At 70.7% G+C, this 12857-nt stretch carries 11 protein-coding genes; 6 read left to right on the top strand and 5 right to left on the bottom strand.

From position 1 onward, the window contains the following. Positions 1-37 precede the first annotated feature (37 nt). Entirely contained in the window at positions 38-1207 is a 1170-nt protein-coding gene (locus KYX17_RS06690; protein WP_243226205.1) for an RtcB family protein, read from the bottom strand. A gap of 479 nt (positions 1208-1686) precedes the next feature. Here KYX17_RS06690 and KYX17_RS06685 point away from each other — a divergent pair, with 479 nt between their 5' ends. The 5 genes from KYX17_RS06685 (at position 1687) to KYX17_RS06665 (ending at position 7057) form a co-directional block, all read left to right on the top strand. Next, a complete protein-coding gene (locus tag KYX17_RS06685) occupies positions 1687-2187 on the top strand; it encodes an SMI1/KNR4 family protein (protein ID WP_243226204.1) in 501 nt (166 codons plus the stop codon). A gap of 44 nt (positions 2188-2231) precedes the next feature. Continuing rightward, positions 2232-3314 (top strand): DUF4241 domain-containing protein, encoded by a 1083-nt coding sequence (locus KYX17_RS06680; RefSeq protein ID WP_243226203.1) that lies wholly within the window; start codon positions 2232-2234, stop codon positions 3312-3314. Positions 3315-3599: 285 nt separating this feature from the next. Continuing rightward, complete coding sequence (locus KYX17_RS06675) at positions 3600-3938, top strand: helix-turn-helix transcriptional regulator (RefSeq protein ID WP_243226202.1); 339 nt, start codon at positions 3600-3602, stop codon at positions 3936-3938. 47 nt (positions 3939-3985) lie between these two features. Continuing rightward, positions 3986-4966, top strand: a complete 981-nt coding sequence (locus tag KYX17_RS06670; protein WP_243226201.1) for an SRPBCC family protein — start codon at positions 3986-3988, stop codon at positions 4964-4966. Between the two features lie 342 nt (positions 4967-5308). Next, positions 5309-7057, top strand: coding sequence for a DEAD/DEAH box helicase (locus KYX17_RS06665; RefSeq protein WP_243226200.1), 1749 nt, complete (start codon positions 5309-5311; stop codon positions 7055-7057). A 409-nt stretch (positions 7058-7466) separates the two neighbouring features. On the opposite strand, the gene sufU is transcribed toward KYX17_RS06665, so the two are convergent. The 3 genes from sufU to KYX17_RS06650 all read right to left on the bottom strand — a co-directional run bounded on the left by sufU (position 7467) and on the right by KYX17_RS06650 (position 11425). Continuing rightward, positions 7467-7928, bottom strand: coding sequence for a Fe-S cluster assembly sulfur transfer protein SufU (gene sufU / locus KYX17_RS06660; protein WP_243226199.1), 462 nt, complete (start codon positions 7926-7928; stop codon positions 7467-7469). Then, on the bottom strand, positions 7925-9202 hold the full coding sequence (locus tag KYX17_RS06655; protein ID WP_243226198.1) for an aminotransferase class V-fold PLP-dependent enzyme: 1278 nt from the start codon (positions 9200-9202) through the stop codon (positions 7925-7927). The genes sufU and KYX17_RS06655 overlap by 4 nt, the downstream gene beginning before the upstream one ends. A gap of 258 nt (positions 9203-9460) precedes the next feature. Next, entirely contained in the window at positions 9461-11425 is a 1965-nt protein-coding gene (locus KYX17_RS06650) for an APC family permease (protein ID WP_243227263.1), read from the bottom strand. A gap of 226 nt (positions 11426-11651) precedes the next feature. Between KYX17_RS06650 and KYX17_RS06645 the strand changes: the two genes are divergently transcribed. After that, positions 11652-12377, top strand: a complete 726-nt coding sequence (locus KYX17_RS06645) for a Pr6Pr family membrane protein (RefSeq protein ID WP_243226197.1) — start codon at positions 11652-11654, stop codon at positions 12375-12377. Between the two features lie 117 nt (positions 12378-12494). Here the strand turns inward: KYX17_RS06645 and KYX17_RS06640 are convergent. After that, positions 12495-12857, bottom strand: a 363-nt coding sequence (locus KYX17_RS06640) for a hypothetical protein (RefSeq protein WP_374208928.1), incomplete at its 5' end; no start/stop codon positions are given.

The following is a 12857-nucleotide window of genomic DNA, read 5'->3' as shown; positions in this document are numbered from 1 at the left end:
CCGCGTCGATCTGTGACAGGCGAGCATCGGATGCCGGTCAGTCGCCCTTCACGTTGACGAGCTGGCGCAGGCAGTGCCGGATCGACACGAGGTCCTCCGCATCCGTCATCACCCGGTCGATCGGCTTGTAGGCCTGCGGGATCTCGTCGATGAAGGCATCCGTGTCGCGGAACTCGATGCCGGCCATCGCCTCCCGCAGCTGCTCGTGCGAGAACGTGCGTCGCGCGGCGGACCGGGAGTACTCGCGGCCGGCCCCGTGGGGTGACGAGTTGAGCGAGACCGGGTTGCCGAGCCCCTCGACGACGTAGGACGCCGTGCCCATCGACCCCGGGATGAGGCCGGGGCGCCCCGCATCCGCCTGGATCGCGCCCTTGCGCGACACCCACACCTCTTTACCGAAGTGGCGCTCGGGCTGCGTGAAGTTGTGGTGGCAGGTGATCCGCTCGTGCTCGACGACGTCCTCGCCGAGGAACTCGCCGAGCTGGCGCGCGACGCGGTCCATCATCTCCTCGCGGTTCAGCAGCGCGAAGTGCTGTGCCCACTGCAGCTCGCGGATGTAGCGCGCGAACTCGGGCGTGCCCTCCACGAGGTAGGCGAGGTCGGGGTCGGGCAGGTCGATCCACCACTGCTTCGCCAGCCGCTGGGCGACGGCGATGTGGTGCGTGGCGATCTTGTTGCCGATGCCGCGCGAGCCCGAGTGCAGGAACAACCAGACGCGGTCGAGCTCGTCCACCGACACCTCGATGAAGTGGTTGCCCGATCCGAGCGAGCCCAACTGCAGCCGCCAGTGACCGACGTACGACGCCGGGTCGAAGCCGGATGCGGCCGCCTTGGCCTCGAGCTCCGCGACGCGCGGCGCGGCGGTGGCGACGACCTTGCGGTTGTCGTGGCCGGCCGAGAGGGGGATGGCCCGCTCGATCGCCTCGCGAAGCGGCGCGAGGTCTCGACTCGCGAGCTGCGAGAGCTCGAACTGGGTGCGGACGGCGATCATCCCGCATCCGATGTCGACGCCGACGGCCGCGGGCATGATCGCGCCGAGGGTCGGGATGACCGAGCCGACCGTCGCGCCCTTGCCCAGGTGCGCGTCGGGCATCAGCGCGATGTGCGGGTGGATGAACGGCATCCGTGCCGAGGTGCGCGCCTGATCGAGGGTCTTGTCGTCGATCAGGCTCGCCCACGACATGAGCCGTGCGGAGAGCTTCTCCATGATTCCTTTCCTTGCGTGGGGTGGACCAGCCGGTCCGGGTGTTCTCCCCGCGGAAAGAGAAACGCCCCGGACCTTTCGGTGCGGGGCGTGCGACAGAACTCGTCACATGCTGCGCGCCGGCGGGTGCGACTCATAGCGGCCGCTGCGCTTCGAGAGAAGCTGCAGGGCCGCGTTCTGACGCAGGCCGTCGCGTGCGTGCATGGGTCGGTCTCCTCGGCTGATGCCGCGCCAGATGAGGCACAGCCCTCCGAGGCTAGGGGTGCGGCGGATGCGTCGTCAACTGCATCCGCGGCGTGTGGGGTCGGGGCCGATGCCGTGCACAACTCCTGCAGAACCAGGCGGGCGTCGTCTCCGAACGGCCGCGCGGCGGATTCTGCAGGAGTTCGGACACGAGAGGCGGCGGCGTCGATGTCTACCGGGGATCTCGGAGCCGCGCGGCCGCGCTGCGCGAGGTGCCTGTGGGGCCGGAGAATGGATGAGTGGACATCGCCGAACTCCTGGAGCGCGCGCGGTCGCGCACGGACTGCGTGGTGCTGCCGCCCGCCTCGATCCCTTTCGTTCAGCGCGGTGATGAGCGCCTCCCCGACAGCGTGCGGCAGTTCTACGAAGGCTGCGGCGGCGCCGTGCTCTTCGTCGGCCAGGCGCGCGAAGTGACGCTTCTCGCGCCGGAGGAGGTGGTTCCCGCCAACCCCGTGCTCGTCGGCGATGCGGGCGAGGAGGATGCGGTGAGCAGGGCCGCCTATCTGATCGCGCGTACGCCCGGCGGCGACCACCTCTCGGTCGACATGTCGGCCAGCCGCGGCGGGCGTGTCTACGACAGCTTCCACGAGCTCCACGGCGTCGCGGGCGGCTGGCCGGTGATCGCGCCGTCGTTCGCGGACTTCCTGACCGAGATCTGGGAGGCGCCGGGCGCGCTGCCCTACTGGCTGGGGGAGTCCCACGCCGCCGGGCGCGTCTTCCCCGACGCCTACGACGCGTAGAGCAGCGACTGCGCCTCGCGCGACGCGTTCGTTAGCATCGCGTCATGGTGCGCTCTCGTTCGCAGAAGGCGGTGGAGAAGCGTGTGCAGCGCTTCCTCGCGGACTATGACGCGCAGTGGCGAGCGGCGGCACCGGCGTTCGAGCGGCGCGATCCGGCATCCGGGCACCGCGACGCCTTCGAGGCATGGGGCGCCCGCACCGCACGCGTGCGCGAGGAACATTTCACCGCCGATACGACCGAGGAGTTCCGATCCTTCGGGCGTCCGCCCGAGTACGGCGTCGCTGTCGAGCGGATCGTGCGCAGCGAGGTGGTGGGCGAGAAGGCGTATGTGCTGACCGAGGTGTTCTCGCATCCGCTGGACATGTTCCACGAGTTCACGCTGGTGCCGCAGGGCGGCGAGTGGCGGATCCGCGCGATCGCGCAGCACTTCGAGGACCCGGCTCTCCCGTTCGCCTCGGCGGATGTGGTGCAGGACGCGCTCGCCGGGACGGCCGTCGATGCGCCCTGGGATCCGATGCCCGCCGCGCAGTCGCGACTCGACGAGCAGCGCAACTTCACCGATCGCGCCGTCTCGTCGGCGAAGGGGGAGACCACCGAGGCGCGGGTGAATCCGGTCGGCACGCTCGTCACGCGCTCCGGCGCGCTCGCCGTGCTCGATTTCGGCTACGACAACGACGATGCGCGCCCCCTCGCGCATCGGGTGCCGCCGGGTTCGTACCCCGTGGAGCGGGTGACCGCGTTCGGACGCAATGCGGCTGTGCGCGTGCGGTTCAGCGATCGGATGCCGGTCGCCTGGCATCCCGCATCCTTGCCCGGATCGGGGCACGTGATCGGGGTGGATGCGGGATGCGCCTGCATCGTGGACTATCCCGCCTATGCGCAGATGACCCGCCGCGCCAAGGCCGAGGCGTTCGACGACTTCCTGCGTACCCCGCATCCGGTCGCGTTCGAGGTGCCGCTCGGCGACGGCGACGGCGATGTCGGTGTCGCTGCGGAATCCGGTTACGGCGACGGAAGCTACCCGGTGTACTGGGGCGTCGACGAGGCGGGGAAGATCGTGCAGCTTGTCGTCGACTTCCTGGTGCTCGCCGCCGAGGACGACGACGGAGTGCTCGTCCACCTCTGACGCGGCGGCTCTGCCACTCGCGCGGCACAACTCCGGCAGAGCCTGCCGATGTGCGGCTGGGACGGCTGCCCGTGCGGGTTTTGCAGGAGTTGTGCGGCGCGTCGCCGTCGCAAGCGACGTGCGGTGGCGCATCCGACGTGCTCGAACTCCTGCAGAATCCGCCGATGTGCTCCCCGTCCGGCGCGCCGGAACGGGTCTGCCGGAGTTCGGGCGCCCCGGCGCCACCTGAGCTGCGGACAGCACACCGCTTGCACCGCCGGCATCCGCGCGCTAACGTACAACCAAATGGTTGTACAAACGGAACTCAGCGACGCCGAGGTGGACCGGATCTTCCGGGCCCTCGCCGATCGCACGCGCCGCGACATCCTGCGGCGCACGATCGAGGCCGAGCAGTCGGTCTCCGCCCTCGCGGCCGTGTACGACGTGTCGTTCGCGGCCGTCCAGAAGCACGTCGCCGTGCTCGAGACCGCGCGTCTTGTCACCAAGCGCGCCGAAGGAAGGGAGCGGCTCGTGAGCGCCGATCCCGCGACGATCGCCCGCGCCCGTCTGCTGCTCGCCGAGTACGAGCAGCTCTGGCGGTCGCGCATTTCCCGCCTCGACGATCTGCTCGCCGAAGAGCCCTGACCCGGATGCGGCACCCGCCGCGTCCGCCGAACCCACCTGGAGATCCCATGCCCGTCACCGCCGTCACGCATGATCCCGAAGCGCTCACGATGACGCTCGTCGCCGATGTCGACGCCCCCGTCGAGCGCCTCTGGCGTGCCCTCACCGATCCGCGTCAGCTGGAGCGCTTCTGGGGTCCGCCCGGATATCCGGCATCCTTCACCGTGTTCGATTTCGCCGTCGGCGGCACGGCGCGGTACGCGATGACCAGCCCGCAGGGCGAGCGCTACAGCGGCGCATGGGAGTTCGTCGCGATCGAGGAGCCCACGATGTTCGAGGTGCGCGACATGTTCACGGATGCGGACGGCGTTCCCGTCGAGGGGATGCCGGTGCAGCACATGACGTTCACCTTCGCGCCGACCGAGACCGGCGCGCGGCTGACGAACGTGTCGCACTTCGACTCGATCGAGGCCCTCGAGCAGGTCATCGCGATGGGCGCGGTCGAGGGATCGAAGCTCGCGTTCAACCAGCTCGACGCGGTGCTGCAGGAGCTGCGCGCGTACGCCGAGGGCAAGGGCACGCGCACCGAGATCCTCAGCGACCAGCACGTGCGCATCACCCGGCTCATCAACGGCCCGCGCGACGTGGTGTGGCGGGCGCACACCGAGCCCGACCTCGTCCGCCGCTGGCTGCTCGGCCCCGACGGCTGGACGATGACGACGTGCGAGATCGACCTCGTCGCCGGTGGCGACTACCTCTACGCGTGGGCGCCGGGCGCGGGCGTGGTCGGCGAGCCGTTCGGTTTCGACGGGCAGACGCAGCTCGTCGTGCCCGAGCGCCGCTGGGTGACGACCGAGCACATGACGGGGACCGACTTCCCCTCGACCACCAACGACCTCTCGCTCTACGAGGAGGACGGCGCCACGTTGCTCACGCTGCTCATCGAGTATCCGGATGCGGCCACGCGCGACATGGTGCTCGCGACGGGGATGACCGAGGGCATGGAGGCCAGCTACGCGCGCCTCGAGCGCGAGGTGCTCGGCGGCTGAGCCTGCGGGCGACGGACCGGGTCGCGCGGCTTCGGCCGGCGGCCCGGTTCGGTCGTTCGGGCGGAGTGCGGGTCGGGGCGGATGCGAGCCTGCGGGCGGTCCTCCGGGCACGTGCGGACGCCGGCTGCGAGCTGTCCGCAACCCCGGCTCACCGCATCCGGAATGCACCCGCATCCGGCGGTGTTAGGGTTGAATGTCGCCTTCGGGCGGCTGCGTCGTCGATACGCGTGCTCCGCCTCCGGGCGCTGGGCCCTCTTCTCGAGCGGCGAACCGATGCGCGAATCCGCGCCGTCGCCCCGTCTTGCGATCACGATCGATCGCCTCATCCGAAAGCACTTCTTCATGCCTTCTTTCCTTGATCTCGGCGTGCCCGCGCCGCTGGCCGCCGTGCTCGCCTCCTCGGGCAAGACCGAGCCGTTCCCCATCCAGCAGGACACCCTGCCCGACGCGCTCGCCGGCCGCGACGTGCTCGGACGCGGCCGCACCGGCAGCGGCAAGACCATCGCCTTCTCGCTGCCCATGGTGGCGCGGCTCACCGGTGTCTCGCGCACCGCGGGTCGTCCGACCGGCCTCGTGCTCGCCCCCACGCGTGAGCTCGCGACGCAGATCGCCGCGACCCTCGCACCCCTCGCCGCGGCCGTGGGTCTGAACGTCACCACGATCTTCGGCGGCGTCAGCCAGAAGCCGCAGGAGCAGGCGCTGCGCGCCGGCGTCGACATCGTCGTGGCCTGCCCCGGTCGCCTCGAAGACCTCATGAAGCAGGGCGTCATCCGCCTCGACCGCGTTCAGGTCGCCGTGCTCGACGAGGCCGACCACATGGCCGACCTCGGCTTCCTGCCGGGCGTCACCCGCATCCTCGGCGCGACGCCGACCGGCGGTCAGCGGCTGCTCTTCAGCGCCACGCTCGACCGTGGCGTCGACACGCTGGTGCGCAAGTTCCTCCAGAACGAGGTGCGCCACGAGGTCGACGAGTCCAGCGTCCCCGCCGCCGCCATGACCCACCGCGTCTTCCACGTCTCCGACGACGACAAGAACGATCTCGTGCAGCGTCTCGCGTCCGGCCACGGCCGCCGCATCCTCTTCACGCGCACCAAGCACCAGGCCAAGAAGCTCGCCAAGAAGCTGACGTCGGCCGGCATCCCGTCGGTCGATCTGCACGGCAACCTCTCGCAGAACGCGCGTGAGCGCAACCTCGCGGCCTTCGGCGCGGACCCGGATGCGGGTGGCGTGCGCGTGCTCGTGGCCACCGACGTCGCCGCCCGCGGTGTGCACGTCGACAACGTCGAGCTCGTCGTGCACGTCGACCCGCCCGCCGAGCACAAGGCGTACCTGCACCGCTCCGGCCGCACCGCGCGCGCCGGCGCCGAGGGCACCGTGGTGACCGTCGTGCTCGACTCGCAGCGTCGCGACCTCGCCGATCTGCTGCGCAAGGCCGCGATCTCCGCTCCCCTCGAGCGCGTGGATGCGTCGCACACCGCCGTCTCCGAGCTGGTCGGTGCGCCGGCGCCGCTCGTGAAGCCCTCGCCCGTCACCGCTCCCGCGCAGGGCGGCCGCTCCGGCGGTTCGCGTGCGGGAGGCTCGGCTGCCCGTTCCGGTGGTGCGGGGCGTTCCGCGTCGGCTCCGGCCCGTTCGGGCTCCGGCGCCGGTCGCGCTGCGGGCGCGGCTGCCGGTTCGGGACGCTCCGGTGGTGTCGGCCGTTCCGGTGGTGCAGGCCGTTCCGGCGGTGCCGGTCGTCCCGCTGCCGCCCCCGCTCGTTCGACCGGCCGCACGGATGCGCCCGTCCGCGGCGCCGCTCCCGCCGAGGCGCGTCACAGCGCCGCTGCCGAGCGCACGCCGAACCGCCGCGCCGGACGCCCCCAGGGGCACACGGCCGAGAACGTCGCGCCGCGCGGCGGCCGCACGATCGGTGACTCCGTGAGCGAGCAGCAGCGCGCGTGGGTGGAGTCGCTCGCGCGCGGCGGCGACGCCGTATCCGGTCGCTCGGGCTCGGACCGCTCTGGTGCTGGTGCTGGTGCTGGTTCGGGTTCCGGTGACGCGCCGCGTCGGCGCCGTCGCGGTGGCCGCGGCCGCTCCGGAGGCTCCGCCGCCTGAGCCGCGGGCGCTCCCCGAGGGCTCGTGGGCCTCTCCCCGAGCGTTGCGCGCTCCAGGGCGCTCGCCGGGCGCAGTCTCTTTGCAACCGCGCCACTTTCCCGCATCCGCCACAGTCATCGACTGTCGCCTTTGCGGGAAAGTGGCGCGGTTGCGCATATGCGTCGCGGTTCAACACCCAGGACGCCGTCGGAGGCCGGGCCCCGGCTCGGCTCAGGGCTCCGGGCCGTGGGCTCGGCTCAGGGCTCTGAGCCCCGTGGGCCGCACTTTTCCGCATCCGCCACAGTCATTGACTGTCGCTGTTGCGCGAAGGTGTGGCGGTTGCGCAGATGCGTCGCAACTCGGGCGCCGGGAGGGCAGCACCGCCCAGCTGCGCCCGGCCGCGCGCAGGACGGCGTGCGGCGGCGGAGAGTCAGGCGCGGGCGAGGGCGTCCTCGAGGGCGACCCAGGCGAGCATCGCGCACTTCACGCGGGCGGTGAACTTCGACACCCCGGACAGCGCCGCAGCGTCGCCGAAGGTCTCCTCGTCGAGCGGAACGGTTCCGCGCGAGCGCAGCGCCTCGCGGAAGCGCTCGATGCGTTCGCGGGCCGCATCCGCCGTGAGGGAGCCGTCTTCGTCGATGATGTCGTCGACGAGGGCCGCGAGCATGGATGCGGACGCCTGCGAGATCGAGCATCCCGCGCCCGTGAAGGTCACGTCACGCACGGTGCCGTCGTCGTGCAGGCGCACCCGCAGCTCGATCTCGTCGCCGCAGATCGGGTTGCGCTGGTGCGAGGTCGCCGTGCGCCCCTCGGCGTCCGCCATGGGCGTACCGTGCGGATGCTTGGAGTGGTCGAGGATGAGCTCCTGATACAGCCCGTCGAGCCCGCTCATGCGTCCGCTCCGAAGTAGGCGCGCACGTCGCCGACGGCCGCCAGCAGGGCATCGACGTCGGCCTCGGTCGTGAACACCGACGCCGACGCCCGCACGGATGCGGTGAGCCCGAACCGGGCGTGCAGCGGTTTGGCGCAGTGGTGCCCGACCCGTACCGCGATGCCGCGGGCGTCGAGGAACTGGCCGACGTCGTGCGCGTGCACACCGTCGACGTCGAAGGCGGCGAGCCCGACGCGGTCGGCGTCGGGGGCATCGCCGAGCAGCCGGATGCCAGGGATGGCCCTGAGGCCCGCCATCATGCGCCGCCCGATGACGCGCTCGTGCTCGTGCACCGCATCCATCCCGAGGGCGTCGAGGTAGTCGACGGCGGCCGCGAGAGCGACGGTCTGCGACACGGGCTGGGTGCCGGCCTCGAACTTCTGCGGCGGCGGCAGGAACTCGGCCGCATCCTTCGTCACGGTCGTGACCATCGACCCGCCGGTGAGGAACGGCGGCAGCGCCTCGAGCACCTCGCGGCGACCGTAGAGCGCACCGATGCCGTACGGGCCGAGCATCTTGTGACCGGAGAACGCGGCGAGATCGACGCCCAGCGCCGGCAGATCGAGCGGCAGATGCGGCGCGGACTGGCAGGCGTCCAGGACGGTCAGCGCGCCGACCTCTCGGGCGAGCGAGACGAGCTCGGCGACCGGGTTCACGATGCCCAGCACGTTCGACACGTGCGTGAACGCGACGATGCGCGTGCGGTCGCCGATGAGTGCGGCTGCCGCATCCAGGTCGAGGGTGCCGTCGTCATGGACCGGGATGTGGCGCAGCACGGCGCCGGTGCGCGCGGCGAGCTCCTGCCACGGGATGAGGTTCGCGTGATGCTCGATCTCGGTCACCACGATCTCGTCGCCCGGACGCAGCGCCAGGGCAGCGGATGCGGCCGACCCGCGCCCCGCGGTCGCGTTGCCGATCGAGTAGGCAACGAGGTTCAGGGCGAGGGTCGCCCCGCTGGTCCACACCAGGGTCTCCTCGTCGGCGCCGACGAAGCCTGCGACCCGTGCCCGCGCGTCTTCGTACAGCTCGGTCGCCTCAGCGGCGAGGGTGTGCGCACCCCGGTGCACGGCGGAGTTCGCGCGCAGGAGGAAGTCGACCTCCGCATCGATCACGGCGCGGGGCTTCTGGCTGGTCGCGCCGGAGTCGAGGTACACCAGCGGCGCGTCGCCGATCTTCTGCTCGAGGATCGGGAAGTCGGCGCGCAGGGCGGCGGCGTCGAGGGGGGAGGAGCTCACCCCTCCAGGCTAGTTGCGCCGCGGGCTTCCGGCTCCGTGGGCGGGCACGCGTGGGCGGATGCCCGTGGCCCCGGCATCCGCCCACGCGTCGGAGAAACACGCCGATGTCGGAGGATGCGGCGTGGATCCTCCGACATCCGGGCGTTTCTCCGACCGGAGCGATGCGGACGCGCGACGGAGGTGGAACGATCCGGCTGCGACCCGAGCAATGCGGACCGATGCGGATGCGGCTCGGCGGCGCCGACGCCCCCTCCGGGGTCAGTTCCGGCTCTGGCCTTCGCCGTGGCGTACCACGCTGACGTTGCGGGTGGTGGGGCGTCCGGCGCGCTCCTGGCCGGGGAGCGGGCGGGAGCGGCGCCCGTAGATAACCTCGGACGAGTCCAGCAGCCACGGCACGAGGGTGATCGTGACGCCGTGGACGAGCATGAGCTGCTGCGCGATACGGCGGGCGCGACGGTTGTGCAGGAAGCTCTCCCACCAGTGTCCGACGATGTACTGCGGCAGGTAGACCGTCACCACGGCGGACCCGTGCTTCTCCCGGTACTTCTCGATGAAGGCGATCACCGGTTGGGCATACGTCCGGTAGGGAGACTCGACGATCACGAGTGGCACGGGCGGACGGTGCTCCTCCCACTCCTTCTGCACCGCATCCGCCGACTCCTTCGTGACGGCGACGTGCAGGGCGATCGTCTTGTCGTGGCGTGCGGCGAGAGCGTAGTCGATGGCCTTCGCCACGGGCTTCTGCAGACGCCCGACCAGCACGATCGCGATGTCGCCGGCCGCACCGAAGTGGGTCGTGTCGTCGAAGGTGATCTCGTGCTCGACATCGCGGTAGTAGCGGTGCACGCCGATCATCAGGATCGACAGCACCGGGATCGCGAGGAACACCAACCAGGCGCCGTGGGTGAACTTGGTGATCGTGACGATGATGAACACCGCGGCCGTCAGGCCCGCACCGAGCGAGTTGATGATCAGACCGGAGATGATCTCGCGCCGCTCGAGGCGCGCCGACTTCTGGTCGCGCGCGTCGGGGGGCAACTGGTTGAGCGCGCGGAGCTCGCGCCGCCAGTGGCGCACCATCCCGATCTGTCCGAGCGAGAACGACACGAACACGCCGATGATGTACAGCTGGATGAGGGTGGTCAGGTTCGCCTGCGAGGCGATGAGCACGACGATCGCCGCGAGCCCCAGCAGGATCATGCCGTTCGAGAACACGAGGCGGTCGCCGCGCGTGTTCATGGCCTTCGGGGCATATCCGTCTCGCGCGAGCACGGCACCGAGCAGCGGGAAGCCGTTGAAGGCGGTGTTGGCAGCGAGCAGCAGCACGCAGGCGGTCGCGGCCTGGATGATGAAGAACGGGATGGAGTTCATGCCGAAGGTGGCGGCCGCGACCTGTGCCATGAGGCTCGGCTGGGGCTGTGTGCAGTCGAACCCGATGAGGTGGCACGGGTTCTCCGCGTAGCGCACGCCCGACACGAGGGCCAGGATCGTCAAGCCCGAGAACAGCAGAATCGCGACGGCGCCCATGGCGACGAGAGTGCGCTGTGCGTTCTTGACCTTCGGCCGGCGGAACGCGGGCACGCCGTTCGAGACGGCTTCGACGCCCGTCAGGGCGGAACAGCCGCTCGAGAACGCCCGCAGGATGAGCAGGATGACGGCAGCCTGGCTGAGGCTCTCGGCCTGCACGGAGAACGCGGCGCTGGAGGCGACGGGCGGGTCCCCCAGGATCCAGCGGACGATGCCGGTGACGATCATGAGCCCGACGGATCCGATGAAGATGTACGTCGGCAGTGCGAAGGCGCGCGAGGCCTCCCTCACACCACGGAGGTTGACGATCACGATCAGGATGACGAAGCCGACCGCCAACTCGATGCGCCAGGGGTTGAGCCCCGGCAGCGCGGAGATGATGTTGTCGACGCCCGACGCGACCGACACGGCGACGGTCAGGATGTAGTCGACCAGCAGGGCCGAGGCGACGATGACGCCGGGGATCTCCCCGAGGTTCGTTCGTGCCACCTCGTAGTCGCCGCCGCCCGACGGGTAGGCCTTGATGAGCTGCCGGTACGAGAGCACCACCACGATCAGCAGCACGACGACGGCCGCCGCGATCCACGGGCTGAAGGCCAGGAACGAGAGCCCGCCGATCATCAGGATCATGAGCAGTTCCTGCGGCGCGTACGCCACGGAGCTCAGTGCGTCGGACGCGAAGATCGGCAGCGCCATGCGCTTGCGCAGGAGGTGATCGTCCGCATCCGTGGACGCGAGAGGGTCCCCGATCAGCAGGCGTTTCGCGATCGGAGTCTCGGGCGCCGGCTCGGCGCTGTCGTTTGCCACGACGCGCGACACTACGCCGATCGCTCAGGCCGCGCAACGCGAGTGCGGGGTGTTTGCCATGCCGTCATCGTTCCGTGATGATCGACGGCTCGTGCGTCGACCTACGATGTAGCGCATGCATGTGCCCGACCGCCGCCTCGCCCTCGCCTACCGCCTCATCGCGGCGGTGCTCATGGCGTGGGGGATCGGCAGGGTCACCGGCATTCTGGATGGGCGCCCCAGTCCGGTCGAGTTCCTGTACTACACCGTGCTCAGCAACCTGCTCTGTCTCGTCTGGATGGTGGTGCTCGCCGTCCGCACGATCGCCGACCTTCGCTCGGACGGGCCGCGCGGAGCGTCGACGCCGTCTCAGCGGTTCTCGCTCGCCGTGGCGTTCGCGATCACGGTGACGATGCTGATCTACCTCATCGTGCTCGTGCCCGAGACCTACACGCAGGGCAACGGATATCAGCCGTTCACGCTGACCGACAACCTCATCCACATCATCACGCCGTCGCTGGCGATCGCGGACTGGCTGCTGTTCGTGCCCAAGGGGCGCAGCCGTTGGTTCGACCCGCCCCTGTGGACGCTCATCCCTTACGCGTATCTCGCGTTCGCGTTCGTCTATGGGGCGGCCGGCGGTCGGTTCGCCGGCGGGGGTCAGTACCCGTACCCGTTCATGAACGTCGACCGCAACGGCCTCGGCGGAGTCGTGCTCTGGATCGTGGGTCTCACACTCGCGCTCGAGGTCGTCGCCTACGTCTACATCCTCATCGACAAGGGACTCGGCGCCTGGGACCGGCGGATGCGGCGGGCGGCCCCCCTCGGTGCGACGGCGGATGCGGGCGCCGGGCGCGATTGATCAGCAGACTCAGCGCCGGAGCCAGCAGAATCGGTGAGACGGCGGCGTGTCAGCAGCGCAGACTCAGCGCCGGACCCAGCAGGATCGGCGAGACGGCGGCGGGTCAGCAGGGCGGGTTCAGCGCAGGGGACCCAGCAGGATCGACGTGATGGCCGCCGCAACGCCACCGGCCAGGACCAGGGTCCACACCACCCAGGTGCGCCGGAAGTTGACGGCGAGTTCGTTCGAGCGCATGGGGAGCGACGCCGGCTGGGGGACGCGGGCCTGATCCGTGGCACTCGCAGGCGGGACCGGTGCGCTCACGTAGGGAGGCTCGTTCGGGACGGGCGGGCGCGGGGATGTGATCGGGGTGCTCGGCTCGGGCAGGCGGCCGCCGAGGCGGGTGCGCAGCGCGCTGATGAGGGCGATCAGGCGCTGCCAGACGGCGGGGTCGGGGACGGCGAGCGGATGCGGTGCGTAGAGGAAGAGCGAACCGGGCGC

The sequence above is a fragment of the Microbacterium sp. CIAB417 genome (assembly GCF_022788845.1).
This window is presented reverse-complemented; position numbering and strand designations above follow the sequence as displayed.